General features: G+C 65.0%; 18 protein-coding genes and 1 pseudogene. 15 read left to right on the forward strand and 4 right to left on the reverse strand.

Annotated features, from left to right (window positions below; genetic code table 11):
- Window positions 1-46: 46 nt before the first annotated feature.
- Window positions 47-637: a mobile mystery protein B gene (locus SLT36_RS23705; protein ID WP_432284700.1), complete on the reverse strand. Its 591-nt coding sequence runs from the start codon at window positions 635-637 to the stop codon at window positions 47-49.
- On the reverse strand, window positions 634-1,098 hold the full coding sequence (locus SLT36_RS23710; RefSeq protein ID WP_432284701.1) for a mobile mystery protein A: 465 nt from the start codon (window positions 1,096-1,098) through the stop codon (window positions 634-636). The genes SLT36_RS23705 and SLT36_RS23710 overlap by 4 nt, the downstream gene beginning before the upstream one ends.
- Window positions 1,099-2,109: 1,011 nt before the next feature.
- On the opposite strand from SLT36_RS23710, the gene SLT36_RS23715 reads away from it, so the two are divergent.
- From SLT36_RS23715 to SLT36_RS23725, 3 genes are all read left to right on the forward strand, one after another.
- Window positions 2,110-2,952: a DUF932 domain-containing protein gene (locus tag SLT36_RS23715; protein ID WP_432284702.1), complete on the forward strand. Its 843-nt coding sequence runs from the start codon at window positions 2,110-2,112 to the stop codon at window positions 2,950-2,952.
- A gap of 307 nt (window positions 2,953-3,259) precedes the next feature.
- Window positions 3,260-3,463, forward strand: a complete 204-nt coding sequence (locus SLT36_RS23720; RefSeq protein WP_432284703.1) for a transcriptional regulator domain-containing protein — start codon at window positions 3,260-3,262, stop codon at window positions 3,461-3,463.
- A 103-nt stretch (window positions 3,464-3,566) separates the two neighbouring features.
- The gene (locus SLT36_RS23725) at window positions 3,567-4,043 is read left to right on the forward strand and encodes a DUF2285 domain-containing protein (protein ID WP_432284704.1); all 477 of its coding nucleotides are present in this window, start codon (window positions 3,567-3,569) and stop codon (window positions 4,041-4,043) included.
- Here SLT36_RS23725 and SLT36_RS23730 read toward each other — a convergent pair.
- Window positions 4,029-4,343 (reverse strand): DNA -binding domain-containing protein, encoded by a 315-nt coding sequence (locus SLT36_RS23730; RefSeq protein WP_432284705.1) that lies wholly within the window; start codon window positions 4,341-4,343, stop codon window positions 4,029-4,031. The genes SLT36_RS23725 and SLT36_RS23730 overlap by 15 nt on opposite strands.
- Before the next feature lie 135 nt (window positions 4,344-4,478).
- Here SLT36_RS23730 and SLT36_RS23735 point away from each other — a divergent pair, with 135 nt between their 5' ends.
- The 8 genes from SLT36_RS23735 (at window position 4,479) to SLT36_RS23770 (ending at window position 11,112) form a co-directional block, all read left to right on the forward strand.
- Complete coding sequence (locus SLT36_RS23735) at window positions 4,479-4,700, forward strand: helix-turn-helix domain-containing protein (protein ID WP_432284706.1); 222 nt, start codon at window positions 4,479-4,481, stop codon at window positions 4,698-4,700.
- Between the two features lie 180 nt (window positions 4,701-4,880).
- A complete protein-coding gene (locus SLT36_RS23740) occupies window positions 4,881-5,153 on the forward strand; it encodes a helix-turn-helix transcriptional regulator (protein WP_432284707.1) in 273 nt (90 codons plus the stop codon).
- Complete coding sequence (locus SLT36_RS23745; protein WP_432284708.1) at window positions 5,154-6,296, forward strand: replication initiator protein A; 1,143 nt, start codon at window positions 5,154-5,156, stop codon at window positions 6,294-6,296.
- Window positions 6,293-6,811, forward strand: coding sequence for a DUF2840 domain-containing protein (locus tag SLT36_RS23750; RefSeq protein ID WP_432284709.1), 519 nt, complete (start codon window positions 6,293-6,295; stop codon window positions 6,809-6,811). The genes SLT36_RS23745 and SLT36_RS23750 overlap by 4 nt, the downstream gene beginning before the upstream one ends.
- On the forward strand, window positions 6,808-7,353 hold the full coding sequence (locus SLT36_RS23755) for a S26 family signal peptidase (RefSeq protein ID WP_432284710.1): 546 nt from the start codon (window positions 6,808-6,810) through the stop codon (window positions 7,351-7,353). Before SLT36_RS23750 ends, SLT36_RS23755 begins: the two co-directional genes overlap by 4 nt.
- A gap of 67 nt (window positions 7,354-7,420) precedes the next feature.
- Complete coding sequence (locus tag SLT36_RS23760; protein ID WP_432284711.1) at window positions 7,421-7,756, forward strand: DUF736 domain-containing protein; 336 nt, start codon at window positions 7,421-7,423, stop codon at window positions 7,754-7,756.
- A 4-nt stretch (window positions 7,757-7,760) separates the two neighbouring features.
- Window positions 7,761-8,729 carry a lytic transglycosylase domain-containing protein gene (locus SLT36_RS23765; RefSeq protein WP_432284712.1) on the forward strand — a complete coding sequence of 323 codons (969 nt, stop codon included), beginning with the start codon at window positions 7,761-7,763 and terminating at the stop codon, window positions 8,727-8,729.
- A 1,261-nt stretch (window positions 8,730-9,990) separates the two neighbouring features.
- A complete protein-coding gene (locus tag SLT36_RS23770) occupies window positions 9,991-11,112 on the forward strand; it encodes a DUF3363 domain-containing protein (RefSeq protein WP_432288454.1) in 1,122 nt (373 codons plus the stop codon).
- A 215-nt stretch (window positions 11,113-11,327) separates the two neighbouring features.
- Here SLT36_RS23770 and SLT36_RS23775 read toward each other — a convergent pair whose 3' ends face one another.
- Complete coding sequence (locus SLT36_RS23775) at window positions 11,328-11,864, reverse strand: DUF418 domain-containing protein (RefSeq protein WP_432284713.1); 537 nt, start codon at window positions 11,862-11,864, stop codon at window positions 11,328-11,330.
- Between the two features lie 182 nt (window positions 11,865-12,046).
- On the opposite strand from SLT36_RS23775, the pseudogene SLT36_RS23780 reads away from it, so the two are divergent.
- The 4 genes and pseudogenes from SLT36_RS23780 to trbE all read left to right on the forward strand — a co-directional run.
- Window positions 12,047-12,550: pseudogene (locus SLT36_RS23780) on the forward strand (ATPase, T2SS/T4P/T4SS family); the annotation flags it as partial.
- A complete protein-coding gene (locus SLT36_RS23785) occupies window positions 12,547-12,879 on the forward strand; it encodes a TrbC/VirB2 family protein (RefSeq protein WP_407948386.1) in 333 nt (110 codons plus the stop codon). The pseudogene SLT36_RS23780 and the gene SLT36_RS23785, both read left to right, overlap by 4 nt.
- The gene (locus tag SLT36_RS23790) at window positions 12,879-13,157 is read left to right on the forward strand and encodes a VirB3 family type IV secretion system protein (RefSeq protein WP_432284714.1); all 279 of its coding nucleotides are present in this window, start codon (window positions 12,879-12,881) and stop codon (window positions 13,155-13,157) included. The genes SLT36_RS23785 and SLT36_RS23790 overlap by 1 nt, the downstream gene beginning before the upstream one ends.
- Before the next feature lie 10 nt (window positions 13,158-13,167).
- Complete coding sequence (gene trbE, locus SLT36_RS23795; RefSeq protein ID WP_432284715.1) at window positions 13,168-15,612, forward strand: conjugal transfer protein TrbE; 2,445 nt, start codon at window positions 13,168-13,170, stop codon at window positions 15,610-15,612.
- The last annotated feature ends 2 nt before the right edge of the window (window positions 15,613-15,614 follow it).

Genomic DNA, 15,614 nt, shown 5'->3' on the forward strand with positions numbered 1-15,614 from the left:
GTAAAGGTTAAGCGGCCGGCCGCAAACCTAGCTCCCTGCAAGACTTTCATGTGCGAGCGAACGCGAGCAAGGGGCCGTAGTCGGCCGCATCGGCGGCCTTGAGCGCCGCGATATACGCCTTCCGGGTTTCGGACGGATCGACGAGATTGATCTGCCCCCACGTGAAGCGCGGCTGACCGAGTTCGGCCGCGAGCAGATCGCCGATCATGCGCGAGAAGCGGCCGTTCCCGTTGGGGTATGGGTGGATCGCAACAACCCGATGGCTGAAACGGATGGCGATTTCATCCGGCGGAAACGTGGAGTGCTCGACCCAATATTTCGCATCGTCGATCGCCTGATAATACTCGACCCCGATGCGATAGGCTTCAATGCCGATGTTGCGCGCCGTCGTGCGATAGGTGCCGGCCCACTTCCAGACATCCCCATACATCCGCTTGTGCAACTCGTTCAAAAAGTCCTGGTCCAGCACGTTGCGCTTTCGCCGGCCGACCCAGCGAAGGCCGTCGGCGATGTTGGCAAGCTCCGCTTCGTTCAACTCGTCGCGCGTGGTGATATAGGATGGAATGAGCTGCTCGCGCTCTTCGGCTTCAAGCGGCGTGTTGGCGTCGTCGTCGTCCTCGAAAAGCGGATCGCTCATTCCTTGTCCCACAGCTTGCGCGAGAAATGCGCTAGATAGTCAGCGACGATGCGGCGCTTTTGCCCCTCAAGATCTTCGGCGTTCACCGCCTGATTTTCGAGGCGCATCGTATGATTGAGATGCACAAGTTCGCTCCTCACCTTGCGCTCGGCCTGATCGAAGAGAATGTCGTCAAGGGGCTTGGTCGGGACAAAGGCATAGACGAGTTGACAATCCAGCGCTTGGGCCGTTTCGCGTAAGGTCTTGAGGGTGATCGCGCCCGTGGCCTCTGCCTTCTCGATCGCGGACACGCGGGATGGAGCCACGCTCATACGCTCCGCGAGCTGGCGCGTCGTCATGCTCAGGGCCTCCCGAATCGCTTTCGTCCAACCGCGAGAAGGCGTCAAAATGCGCTCGGCCCGCAGGGGAGTAAGCCGCTTGTCGAGGTTCTTTCTGGCGAGTTTAGCTTGCTTTTCGCTCATATATATGTGTCCATTTCTGGCATTATCTAACATATATATATGAGCAAAGCAATTAACATCGCTCATCTATGTATGAGCAAGTTTCCAGGTTTCGCTCATAGACGCATGAGCAAGATGCGGAGGGAGGGGAAAGGCTTCCCCTAGCGGCCGAGCCAAGGTCTCGTCCGCCCCCTTCAGCGGGGAGACCCCGCAACGCCCCCTTGTCAAATCGTCATCCGGCGCGATCTTCGAACTCCGAGATGACTAGCGAGGTGGCGGACATATGCGGTTCCTGTTCCCTCATAGCCACGCCTTTCGCAGAGGCCGCGTCACCGTCGAGGACGATGGGAATGCGGAGCCCGGTCGAATTTGGCGATGGCGTGACCGTCATCGCGGCGTGGCACCCCGACGGCGATGCCATCCGTCTCGCCGTCCCCTACTATCGCACCGCACGCGGCACGCTTGTAACGGCGCGGACGTGGCGGCTCGCCAAAGGCAAGGAGGGTACTGGCGGTCGGAGCGTATCGCCTGACCGCGCGCCCGTTTCGACTTGGCCACGTCGAGCCGGTCTAAGCGAAGCACGCACGCGACGTTGGGCGGATCATCACCGATTGAACCGTCGTTATCGCGCCCCGCCTGCGAGCTGCAGGCGGGGCGCTTTCGCATATTCGCGTTCCGGCACCACAAAAAGGCGATCAGGATTCACAAGGGCCAGGCCCATCGGCCTTCACATCCTGATCCCGTCCTTGTGCCCGGCCGCCGCTCCGCTCCGCTTCGGCCGCGCCGGTTGCTTGGGGACTCTGCCCCCTGGCGCGGCGCAAGGGATCGCTGGCGCTCGACCGGGATGGTCTCCCCAGCCTTCCGCGCGGATGCATGTTTCTCACTCTCGCCAAGAGCTTCGATCCGCTTGTGCAGGCCGGGTGATCCCCCTCCGTCCCGGTCGCCCTTGCACCTTGCACCCCCCGGTCTCGCCGACGGGCAGGGTTGCAGCGCAGCGCTGCGCTCCAACCCAAGCCCATGAGGAGAAAGACCATGTATCATCAGCTTGCCACCCGGTTCGGCCGCAACGCCCACCAGATCAGCGGGCGCGAGCCGCTGGATAACGAGGCGCTTTATCGGCATGTCCCGTCGATCTTCGCCAGCGAAGCCCATGAGAGCCGTTCCGAGCGTTACGTCTATGTCCCCACCATCGACATCGTGGAGGGTCTGCGCCGGGAAGGATGGTTCCCGTTCTTCGCCGTGCAGTCGGTTCCGCGCGATAGTTCGCGCCACGGCCACGCCAAGCACATGCTGCGTTTGCGCCGGGATGGCGGTATCGGCAAGCCGGAGGCGGCGGAAGTCATCATCGTCAACAGCCATGACGGGACCAGCGCCTATCAGATGTTCGCCGGGATGCTCCGTTTCGTCTGCACCAACAGCATGATCGCGGGCGAGCGGTTTGAGGAAATCCGCGTGCCCCACAAGGGCGGCATTCAGGACCAGATCATTGAAGGTGTCTTCACCGTTGCGGAAGACTTCCCGCGCCTCATCGACGCGAGCGAGACCATGAAGGAAATCCGCATTTCAGCAGACGAGCGCCGTGTGCTGGCCAAGTCGAGCCTTGTTGCCCGCTATGGCGAGGAGGAAAGCCCTCTGCGCCCGGAACAGATCATCGAGCCGCGCCGCCGCGAGGATATGGGCGGGAGCCTCTGGAGCACGTTCAACGTCATTCAGGAGCATTTGACCAAGGGCGGGTTGCAAGGCCGCAAGGAGAATGCCGAAGGCCGCATTCGCCGCAGCCAGACCCGCGCCATCAACGGCATCGACCAGAATGTGACGCTCAATCGCGCGCTCTGGACGCTGGCGGAAGGAATGCAGCGCTTGAAGGGCCATTGACCCCGAACGCGACAGGGCCGCGACTCCGGCGGTCCTGCCTTTCCTCGGCCGAGCAGAGCCGAAAAATTTCGCGCCGATCCGGCATTGCGGATCGGCGGTGCGGCCACGCGCCGAACATGGCCGCGCTCGCCGGGCTATGCCCGGCTCGCAGAAACACGTAAGCATTGTTAAGAAGAAAATAACCTAGAGATTGATCGCGTTACCCGCTCCATTTATCTGGATAGCGCGGCTACAACTATTTCGAATTATATCGGACGCTCTTTATCCGGGCATTGTTCTGCGTGTTCGGCATAGAGAGGGTAACGCCATGCTGAACATCGACTGGCGTTCACCGGCGGCTTATCAATATGCCAAGGGCATACCCGCTGCCGGTTTCGCTTGGGAATATCTTCGTCGCCACGACGATTATCGTCGCGAGTTTCAGATCATAGCTGGATCAAGTGAGCTAGACCCGGAGCGTCTGGAAGCTTTCGGGCAGCGCTGGGGGTTGCGATTTTCCGACCGACCCTGAAACTCCATCCGATCAGCAATCTCTATTCTGGATTCCGAGCCTTCAGCCGCAAGCCGTGCTGCTCTCTCCAGTCCAGCATCGGCATGACGATACGGAGCCGATCGTGACGCTGGCGCATCTCGATGGCCTCGATTTGCGTCAAGCATCCGATGGCTGGCACGGCATTTGGCAGGTCGATGGCGTTGCCCACCAGTTCTGGCTCCCGCAAGCCGTTCCCGACGCTGCCGCCTTCTACGCCGCGTCCCTGCCGATGGATTCCTTCATGGAACTGCGCGCCCATGCTGCTCGCCGTTTTTGGCGCGCAATCAATGGCCGCCCACCGGGCCGCGATTTCCGCGCGATGCCGGCCCAACTTCGACAGGGGCATATCCTGTCATTGCGCGCGCTAGACGCGCGGCAGCGCGGCGAGAGTTATCGCGCCATTGCCGAAGTGCTACTCGGATTTGAGGGCACGAAAGAGGATTGGGAGATCGGACCGCAAAAGAACAAGGCCCGTCGCCTTGTCGCCCACGGCATCAAAATGATGCGCGGAGGCTATCGGCTGCTGCTTCGCTATCCGATCAAATCACCGAAGGAATGACATTCCGCGGCCATGCATGGCGCTGGCAACGGCCTGTTCCAGAATGCGCCGGTAGCCTGCTTTCGACAGCCATTGCGCACGGGCTAGATGAGTTTCCCAGCAATGCCTGCTGCGCGTTTCCTCGGCGACAGGATCACGGTGCAGGACGATCCGCGCCACTTCTCGCCAATCCGCACCGTCGCGGCTCGCATCCAGCAGGCGCAGATAGGTGACGTAATGCTGTTCGTCATAGGCCGTTACATCGGGACCCGTAGGAGCTTCATCATCGACATCTGGATCGAGCTGGAGCCGATGTTTCATGAAATCTTCCCTTGTCGGCGTATCGACGTGGGCGCGACAGAGCGCTTCCAGCAATTAGAACGAATAGCATGGCTCGACACGAATAGGAATGATCGTTCCTAGAATGATCGTTCCTATGCTGGTTCCCCTCAGGTCATGGATCTCAAAGAGGTCATGGCGAGGAACCTGCGTCGGGCACGTCATGATAAGAAACTGACGCAGGAAGAACTCGCCGACCGTGCGGGCCTGAGTATGCGTTATATCGGCGCCATAGAACGCGGCGACGTTTCCGCCAGTGTAACCGTTCTTGGCCAGATCGCCGATGCCCTTGAGATCGATCCTAGCGATCTGCTGAAAGAATCCAGCAAGCCGGGGTAATCGCCAGACTGCGCAGCGCTGGCCCTGACGCCGCGCACTTCCACGCAAGATCATATAGGGGTGCCGCCTGCGCATAGGCGCAAATGCGGCACGCTACCCGCCGCCGATCCCTCGCCATGGTTCGACATAGCCCGCCGCCACGACGGCAGCGCGCATCAACCGACGAACCAGAGGTGATCTATGGCCATCCGCCCGAACGCGGAGATGCCGCCGCGTCTGCTGCGCACACAGGAGGCCGCGCGCTTCCTCGGCATTTCCATCCGCACTCTTGAGAAGCATCGCACCCACGGCACCGGGCCGACCTATCGCAAGGTCGGCGGCCGCGTCCTCTACACCGTGCGCGATCTCGAAGCCTGGACCGAAATCGGCACCCGCAAATCCACTCGCGACCCTAACGCCGGCACGGTCTTTCCGGCCCGCCCTCTGACGCCGCAAGAGCGGGGTGAGTGCTGAATGCTGCGCGACGACGATCATAGCCCCGCCGCTGCGCAAGGCCACGAGGCCAGCGAACGCGCCCGCCTCGCCCCCTTCGTGGTCGCGACTGGCGATGCGCCGCCCCGCGATCAACGCGACCTGATGGAACGGCCGTTCTTCTCGCTCGCCAAGGCGAAGCGGACAGCGCCGATCCTCTACGAATCCGCCGGCGTTCGCGTCGAGGTGTTCGGCATGGCGGACTACGGCATAGCGACCATCTGGGACGCCGACGTGCTGATTTGGGCCGCCTCGCAGATCGTCGCGGCCGAGAACAACGGCCTCACCACGTCGCGCTTCTTCCGCTTCACGCCCTACCAGCTCCTCATGTCGGTCGGCCGCGGCACCGGCGCCCGCGAATACCGGCTGCTGAAGAATGCTCTCATCCGCCTGCAATCGACATCCATCCGCACGACGATCCGGCAGGGCGAGCATTGGCGGCGGCATCAATTCTCCTGGATCAACGAATGGGAGGAACTGACCACCCACGACGGCCGTGTCGAGGGCATGGAATTCGTCCTGCCGGACTGGTTCTATCGCGGCGTCACCGACCGCTCGCTCGTGCTCGCGATCGACCCCGCTTACTTCCGGCTGACCGGCGGCATCGAACGCTGGCTCTATCGCGTCGCCCGCAAACACGCCGGCCACCAGCCGCACGGCTGGCTGTTCGAAGTCACGCACCTTCATCAGAAATCCGGCTCCATGGCGCGGATTTCGGATTTCGCGCTCGACCTGCGCCGCATCGCCGCGAAGCAATCGCTGCTCGGATACCGCCTCGAAATCTACCGCGAGGGCCGTCGCGAGCTGCTGCAAATCCGGCCTCTCGGAACGTCCACAGTGCCTGTTGAAAAGGGTGTGGAAATGCTCGTGACTTCGGGCGCAAAGGGTATCGGGACTTCGGGCGCAGCAGTATCGGGACTTCGGGCGCACGAACCGCAGTTAAGCCTTTGGCCTACCAAGCGGAATCCGACCGCTAACTTAGAGTCTAACAGAGAATCTAACTTTTCTTCTGAGGCGCACGCGCACGCGAGGCGTGGTGCCAGTGCCGCAAGGTCCGTCGCCGACGTGCTGCGCGACCTGTTCACGCCTGACCCATCCGACAGCAACGGAGGGCGGCGCTCATGAGCGGCAAGGCATCGCGCCACGCGCACGGCCGTCCGCAGCCGGACGGGACTGCGCCCTTCACAACGCTGGTCGAGCTGACCTTCGAGAAACGCCGGATCGAGCATTGGATCAAATTCGGCCACAAGAGCTACGAACAGATCCTCGACCGACGCCGCAGCGTCGTCGGCTTTGCGCCCGGTAGTCTCTTTGCCTTCGTCCGCTGGGCGGCCGGCGACCATGGCACCGTCATCTCGCGCATCGACATCGTGCGGGCCATCCGGCACGGCGAGCCGTTCCAGACGCTGCCCTTCGTCCGCCCTGGCGGTGACATCCTGCTCAGGCTCGACGGCTGGCCCAAGGTCCAGCGCGCGCTTGTCGCGATCGACGCCGTGGAAGCGCTCAGCGTCGATCCGGCCGACGCATCGCCCGATCATTGGCGACACGTCCATAACCGGCTCAGCGCCGGGCTGGAGCCGAACGCCTACACGCCCGAGCGCCATGCCGCGTGGATCGGCCGCCGGAGGATCGAGCCATGAGCCGCCGCCGCATCCTCGGCGTCGCACTGCTCGCCGTCGTCGCCATCGCCGTGCCCATCGCCGTCGACATGCCGATGAAACTGCTCTGGAACGCCACGGCGAGCGCGCCGATCGGCTTCTATGCGATCGAGCCGGCCGACCGCCTGACCACACCCGAGCTGGTCGCGGTCATGCCGCCCAAACCGCTCGCCGCCTTCATGGTCCAGCGCGGCTATATCGGCGACGGCGTGCCGCTCCTGAAGCGTGTCGCCGGTCTTCCCGGCCAGCTGGTTTGCCGGATCGGCCGCGCCATCACCGTTGACCGTGTGGCGATGGGCGCTGCGCTCGACCGCGACCGGATAGGCCGCGAGCTGCCCGTCTGGCAGGGCTGCCGCGTCATCGCGCACGGCGAACTCTTCCTCATGAACAGCGGCGTCCGCGACAGCCTGGACGGCCGCTATTTCGGCCCGCTTCCAGCGAGCGCCGTCGTCGGCCGCGCGCTGGCGCTCTGGACCGACGAGGACGGCCGCGGCCGCTTCGTCTGGCTGGCGCCGACCCGCTGACCGCTTCCCGATGGCGGGAGCGGTGCCCGCCGACGGATTTCCCAACGCCACCGCACAGAGACTAGACATGCCCCAGATCGGTCAATTCGCGCGCGAGGCTTCCGGCTTCACTGGGCGCGTTCACACCCTGACCCTCTACCGCGAACTCACCATCGCTCCGGCCGAGCATTCCGACGCGGAGAACGCGCCGGACTACCGCGTCCATCACGGGGCCGACGACGGCCCGGAGATCGGCGCGGCGTGGAAACGTACCGGCGACAAGGCCGGCGAGTATCTGTCCGTGCTGCTCGACGACCCCGCCTTGCCACAGCCGATCCGCGCGAACCTGTTCCGCGACGACGACGCGGGATCGTCATGGTCGCTGCACTGGACGCGCCCGAAGCCGCGTGAAGAGCGAGATTGAAGCCATGCGCGATCCCATCACCCGCGCGCTCGAAGCCCTTATTCCTTTGTTCGCGAAAAGGCCGTCTCATTCCTCCGTCCCACTCGACCGAAGGACGGCCGGCGGGCGCAGCGAAGGTCAGGGGCGGCCATCGGCCGGCGCTTCGCGCGCACCCCTGACCGCAGCGAGCACGCTGGCACGCTGGCGTCGTGGCGGAGACAGGTCCGCCCGGCGCTATGCCGTGCTCCTGTCTCTGGCGCTGCTGGCGATCACGTCCGAACCGGGCGTGACGATCGCGCAATCGGCCGTCGTCACGCGGCCCGTCAGCGATCCCCATGGCGCGCATATCGCCGAGGCGTCGCAGCGCTTCGGCATCCCCGAGCACTGGATCCGCGCGGTGCTGCGCGCCGAGAGCGCGGGCGACGTGCGCGCGATCTCGACGGCCGGCGCGCTCGGTCTGATGCAGGTCATGCCCGACACCTGGGCCGGCTTGCGCGTGCGCTACCGGCTCGGCCGCGATCCCTATGACCCTCGCGACAACATCCTCGCAGGCACCGCCTATCTGCGCGAGATGTGGGACCGCTACGGCAATGTCGCCGCGATGCTCGCCGCCTACAACGCCGGTCCCGGCCGGTATGGCGATCATCGCGCGACGGGCCGCCCGCTGCCCGCCGAGACCCGCGCCTATGTCGCTTCGCTCCTGCCGCTGATCGGCGGGGCCGCGCCCGTCGAAGCGCCGGAGAAACGCGCCGAGTCTCCTCCCGATTGGCGCGAGGCTCCGCTGTTCATCCTGCGCGCGAGCGGCGTCCGAACCGCCGCCGAAACCTCAACCGGGGCGCGGCCGAGCGGACAATCTGCGCAATCCGGTGCGCAGTCCGGCGAACGATCGGGCGAGCAAAAGAGCGACGGTCGCGCTGCCGGTCCGGTGCGCGATCCCGTCGATGCGGAGCCGCAGCGCGGCACGATGTTCGTCGCCCGCGCGAACGGCGGGTGAATGCGATGAGCATCGCGTCCCCGCGTTCTTGCGTGCTTGATCCGGTGTGCAGTCAGGTCGGGGGTCGCCTGGCTGCATATCTGGATCGAAGGGAAGAAAGGGCGGAGGGCAAGATAAAGGAAACCGGCACTCCGTTGGCGCGGTTTCGGGGCAAGCCCTTGTCTGCACACTGTTTTGGGGCGGCGCTGGCAGCACCTTGGTTTTGGACGCCGCGTGCCGCGACATGGCGCAAAGCCTTGGCTTTGCTGGGTTTCGAGCGGCACCTTAGCCCGGAATCGGCGGTTTTCCTTGGTTTTGCTCCGGAGGCGCTGGCTTGAGCGACGACGAGGAATTCCGCTTCCGCCCGAGGCCGGGCCGCGTGCGCGCTGATGCGCCCAAGCTCGGCAAGGCCAAGAGCTTCTTGACCCAGGCAAAGAAGATAGCCCGCCAGCATAGCAACAGCCCGTTGCGGGGCTCGTCATCGTCATCATCGTCGCAGCGGTCTCGCTCGCATGGCTCCGGCAAGGGCGCGAAGGAATCGCGGGCGAGCCGCGGGCCGGGCCTGAAACGGGGACGCGGCGCGGCCTTCGTGCGCGCCCGCACCCTGTCGGGCGGCTGGCGGCACAGCGCGCCCGGAGCCCGCCGCGTCGTCGTCAAAACCCGCTACCTCCAGGGTGCGGGCAAGAACGGCAAGTCCGCCGCCCATCTGCGCTACATCCAGCGCGACGGCACTTCGCGCGAGGGCGAGCGCGGCCAGCTCTATTCGGCCGGCGAGGACCGCGCCGATGGCGATGCCTTCGTTGAGCGAGGCGCCGATGATCGCCACCAGTTCCGCTTCATCGTTTCGCCCGAGGACAGCGCTGATCTCTCCGACCTTACGGCCTATACGCGCGACCTCATGGCCCAGGTCGAAACCGATCTCGGCACCCGGCTCGATTGGGTCGCGGTCAACCACCACAACACCGGCCACCCCCATGTCCATGTCATCGTGCGCGGCATGGACGAGCTGGGCGAGAACCTTGTCATCAACGGCGACTATCTCGCCAAGGGCATCCGCGAACGGGCGGGCGATTTGGCGACGCTGGAGCTTGGTCCCGTCACCGAGATCGAGCAGAGCCGCAAGCTCACCGCTGAAATCGGCCAGGACCGCTTCACCCGCATCGACCGCGCCATGGCCGGGGAAGTCGAGGACCGCTTCCTCGACCTGCGTAACGAGCCCGCCGATCCTCAGCGCCAGCGCGACCGGACCTTGCGCCTGCGCCGTCTCTCCAAGCTGGAAAAGATGGGCCTCGCCACCGAGCACGCGCCCGGCGTCTGGGAATTGAGCGAGCGGATGGAACCGGCGCTGCGCGAGCTGGGCGAACGCGGCGATATCATCCGCAATATGCACAAGGCGCTGAAGGCCGATGGGTTCGACCGAGATCCGACGACATTCCAGCTTCACGACGCCGCGCCCGAAGTCCCGATCGTCGGCCGCGTGGTCGACAAATATCTGACGGACGAGTTGGGCGAGAACCTGACCGTCGTGGTCGACGGCATCGACGGACGCACCCATCATCTGCCTGGCATCGACCCGGCCCGCATCGAGGACGCCCGGATCGGCAGCGTCGTCGAGATCAGTCCGGCCGAAACCGCGAGCCGGCCATCGGATCGAACCATTGCGACCATCGCCGAGGGCGGCGTCTATCGGCCGAGCCGCCATCTCGAACAGGCGAGGTTCGAGGGCCGTGTGCCCCGCGGTGACTATGACGGCTTTGTCGATGCGCATGTGCGCCGGCTGGAGGCGCTGCGCCGTGCCGGGGTCGCCGAACGGATCGACGCGGATCAATGGCGCATCCCCGACGATTTCGAGAGCCGCGCCGCCGCCTATGACGCGGGCCGCAACAAGCAGGCCAATATCCGCATCCTCTCGGCCGCCCGGCTCGAACAGCAGATCGGCGCGGACGGCGCGACCTGGCTCGACCGACGACTCATGTCGGCGGAAACTTCCGACCTTGCTCCGACCGGCTTCGGCCAGCAGGTTCGCGAGGCGATCGACCGCCGCCGCGAGCATCATATCGACCGGGGCGACGCCACGCCGGGCCCAAACGGCGGGACGCTCTACCGGCGCAATCTTCTCGCCACGCTGCAAGCTCGAGAGATCGAGCGCATCGGCGGCGAGATGGCAGCGACCAAGAACCTGCCATTCCGCGCCGCGGCCGACGGCGAAACCTTCAGCGGAAAGTTCACCGGGACCGTCCAGCTATCGAGCACCAAGTTCGCCGTGGTCGAACAGAGCCATGAGTTCACCCTTGTCCCTTGGCGGCCGGTCATCGACCGGCAGCTTGGCCGCCAGGTCAGCGGCATTGTGCAGAGCGGATCGGTGTCGTGGCATTTGGGCCGAAAAGTTGGGATTGTGCTATGATCGTGGGCCGATTGCATCTAGGGGATGGCTGCGATCGTCGATCGAATAGAGCCAGAGTTACGCGTTACGGGTAGCCTCTTTTAACCGGTGCGTAGCGGCGACCCTATTGCAGCGCGAGTGGGCAGTCGGAAACGATCCACCATTCGTCTGGTCGTTCCACGCAACCATACCAATGAGAGCGGCCGCTAGCCGCCCTCTTCGCCTTTGTGACTTGGCTAATGTTGATGTCGCCGCCACGCTGGCAGGGCGGCAATCGTTACCGCGCGCAGCAGCCACTCGGCAGGACCATAAGCGAAGCGCCGCATCCAAAGCCAACTCGCACCCAGCTGCAAAGCGAAGATAAGAAAAGCCATGCCCGCCGCAACCAGCGGCGATACCTGGCCCATCAGTCCCAGACCGTATCCTAGGAAAACAAACGCACAAATCGCCGATTGCACTAGGTAGTTGGTTAATGCCATCCGCCCCGTTGGCGCCAGTAGATCGCTCAGTACTCGACCTATGCGAGTCTGAAACAGCAATAGGATGGCCGCTGCGTAGGCACCAGCCAGCAAAGGCGCAGTCGCGAGGCTCAGCGCCAGTCCGAAGAGGTCTATCGGGCTGCCCACCAAGTAGACACTGCCCCAGCCGTAAAGCACAGCAGCGGGCAACCCGATGCTCAGGCCGCACAAAACGATCCGCCGTAGCAATGGGCTGTATGTCTCTGCCTGTACGAAGATTTTGCGCCTACCCGCCACCAACCCCACCAGGAACATGGCTAGCGCACATGGCGCCTGCATAAGACCGGTTACCACCCATACGTTGCTCAGTTCGCGAAGGTGCTGGCCGATTATGCCGGCAGGCGCCCTGGCATAGGCTACACGCGTCGCTGCCGCTTCGGTGAGTAGTGCTGCTCGATTCACTGGCGCCGGATCGAGCAGTTGCAGCAGGGCAACTCCTCCCCAATGCGCTGCTCGCCGAGGTGGCGAAGACGGAGGATCGCGTCGTCATGATTGAGGACACGCGCGAGCTGCAATGCGCCGCGCCCAACCTCGTTTCCATGCGAACCAAGGAGGGCGTCGTCACGCTCTCCGATCTTGTGCGGTCCTCGCTGCGCCTGCGCCCCGACCGCATCCCGATCGGCGAGGTGCGCGGTTCCGAGGCGCTCGACCTCCTCAAAGCCTGGGGCACCGGCCATCCGGGCGGCGTCGGCACGATCCACGCTGGCACCGGCATCGGCGCGCTGCGCCGGCTCGAACAGCTCATTCAAGAGGCCGTCGTCACCGTCCCGCGCGCGCTGATCGCCGAGACGATCGACCTCGTGGCTGTCCTCTCCGGCCGCGGTTCCGCGCGCCGGCTCGTCGAACTCGCCCGCGTCGACGGCCTCGGCCCGAACGGGGATTACCGCGTCAAACATCCCGACGCCTTGGCCACCCCCACCAGCACAGGAGAACCTTCATGATCCGCATTCCCATGCGCGTCCGTCGCACCGTCGCGACCGTCGCCGCCGTCGCCTACGTCAATCTCGTCCTGGCGCCCGCCGCCCATGCCTCCGGCTCCTCGATGCCGTGGGAAGCGCCGCTCCAGAAAATCCTCCAGTCGATCGAAGGCCCCGTCGCCAAGATCGTCGCGGTCATCATCATCATCGCGACGGGCCTGGCGCTCGCCTTCGGCGACACGTCGGGCGGCTTCCGCAAGCTGATCCAGATCGTGTTCGGCCTGTCGATCGCGTTTGCGGCATCGAGCTTCTTCCTGTCGTTTTTCTCGTTCGGCGGCGGGGCGCTCGTCTGATGGCGGTCGCCTTCGAGCAACTCGACGTGCCGGGATTCACCGTCCCGGTCCACCTCGCACTGACCGAGCACATCCTGCTCGGCGGTGCGCCGCGGTCTATCGCGATCCTCAACGGGACGCTGGCCGGGGCCGTGGGCCTCGGGCTGCGCCTTTGGCTGGTCGGCCTCCTCATCTGGGCCGTCGGGCACTTCGCGGCGGTGTGGGCGGCCAAACGCGATCCGCTCTTCGTGGAAGTCGGGCGCAGGCATCTGCGCATCCCCGGCCATCTTTCGGCGTGAGGGCGCGGCCATGATGAACCTTGCCGAATATCGCCGCACCGCCAGCCGTCTTGCCGATTATCTGCCTTGGGTCGCGCTCGCCACTGAGGGCGTCGTGCTCAACAAGGACGGCAGCTTCCAGCGCACGGCACGCTTTCGCGGTCCCGATCTTGATAGCGCCGTCGCGGCCGAGCTGGTTGCGGTCGCTGGCCGCATCAACAACGCCTTCCGTCGTCTCGGCTCGGGCTGGAGCATCTTTGTCGAGGCGCAGCGCTATGAGGCCGCGACCTATCCCGCGAGCCAGTTTCCCGATCCGGCCTCCGGCCTGGTCGATGCCGAGCGCAAGGCCGATTTCGAGGAAGCAGGCGCGCATTTCGTGTCGGCCTATTTCCTGACCTTCCTCTATCTGCCGCCGGCCGAGGAAGCCGCGCGCGCGGAAACCTGGCTCTACGAGGGCCGCGAGCGCACCGGCATCGATCCGCAAGAAATTCTGCGCACCTTCACCGATCGCACCGACCGCGTGCTGGCGCTGCTCGACGGCTTCATGCCGGACTGCGCCTGGCTCGATGACGCCGAGACGCTGACCTATCTGCATTCCTGCGTTTCCACGAAATGCCACCGCGTCCGCGTTCCCGAAACCCCGGTCTATCTCGATGCGCTGCTTGCCGACCAGCCGCTGACCGGCGGGCTGGAGCCGCGCCTTGGCAATCAGCATCTGCGCGTCCTCACCGTCATCGGCTTCCCGACCGCGACGACGCCGGGTCTGCTCGACGATCTCAACCGCCTCGCCTTCCCGTATCGGTGGAGCACCCGCGCGATCCTGCTCGACAAGACCGACGCGACCAAGCTCCTCACCAAAATCCGCCGCCAATGGTTCGCCAAGCGCAAGTCGATCGCTGCTATCCTTAAGGAAGTAATGACCAACGAGGCGTCCGCACTCGTGGACACGGACGCTGCGAACAAGGCGGCCGACGCCGACATGGCCCTGCAGGAGCTGGGGGCCGACGTTGCCGGCATGGCCTATGTCACCGCGACGATCGTGGTGTGGGACGCCGATCCGCGACTCGCCGACGAGAAGCTGCGCCTTGTCGAGAAGGTGATCCAGGGCCGCGACTTCACAGCTATGGTCGAGACCGTCAATGCCGTGGATGCCTGGCTCGGCAGTTTACCCGGCCACGCCTACGCCAACGTCCGCCAGCCCCCCATCAGCACTTTGAATCTCGCCCACATGATCCCGCTTTCGGCGCTGTGGGCGGGGCCGGAACGGGACGAGCATTTCGGTGCGCCCCCCTTGCTTTACGGCAAGACCGAAGGCTCGACCCCGTTCCGGTTATCCCTTCATGTCGGCGATGTCGGCCACACGCTCGTCGTCGGCCCGACCGGCGCGGGCAAGTCCGTCCTGCTCGCGCTCATGGCCTTGCAGTTCCGGCGCTACGAGCGGTCCCAGGTCTTCGCCTTCGATTTTGGCGGCAGCATCCGCGCCGCGTCGCTCGCCATGGGCGGCGACTGGCACGATCTCGGCGGCGGGCTCACCGAAGGTTCCGACGCCTCGGTCTCGCTTCAGCCGCTCGCCCGCATCCACGACAACTACGAGCGCGCCTGGGCGGCCGACTGGATCGTCGCGATCCTGACCCGCGAAGGCATCCCGATCACGCCGGAGGTGAAGGAGCATATCTGGACGGCGCTGACCTCGCTGGCGTCCGCGCCGGTCGAGGAACGCACCATCACAGGCTTCGCGGTCCTACTCCAGTCCAACGACATCAAGCAGGCGCTCCGGCCTTATTGCGTCGGCGGGGCCTATGGCCGGCTGCTCGACGCCGAGGCCGAACATCTCGGCTCCGCCGCCGTGCAGGCGTTCGAGATCGAGGGCCTGGTCGGCACGGGAGCCGCACCCGCGGTGCTTTCCTATCTCTTCCATCGCATCGGCGACCGGCTCGACGGGCGGCCGACCTTGCTCATCATCGACGAGGGCTGGCTTGCGCTGGACGATGAAGGCTTCGCCGGCCAGCTCCGCGAATGGCTGAAAACGCTCAGAAAGAAAAATGCGTCGGTCATCTTCGCCACGCAGTCGCTCAGCGACATCGACAATTCGAGCATCGCGCCGGCGATCATCGAGAGCTGCCCGACCCGATTGCTCCTGCCGAACGAGCGCGCGATCGAGCCTCAGATCACGGCCATCTATCGCCGCTTCGGCCTCAATGACCGGCAGATCGAAATCCTCGCGCGGGCCGTCCCTAAGCGCGACTATTACTGCCAGTCGCGGCGCGGCAACCGCCTGTTCGAGCTGGGCCTGTCCGAAGTTGGCCTCGCGCTCTGCGCCGCATCCTCAAAATCCGACCAGACCCTGATCGCGAACCTCGTCGCCGAACATGGCCGCGACGGCTTCCTCGCCGCGTGGCTGCGTGCCCGCGACGCCGGATGGGCGGCCGACCTCATCCCGACTTTCCCGATCCCCCAAGCTGCAACGGAGTCCTGAAC

The sequence above is a fragment of the Aminobacter sp. BA135 genome, assembly GCF_050859125.1.
Classification (GTDB): domain Bacteria; phylum Pseudomonadota; class Alphaproteobacteria; order Rhizobiales; family Rhizobiaceae; genus Aminobacter; species Aminobacter ciceronei.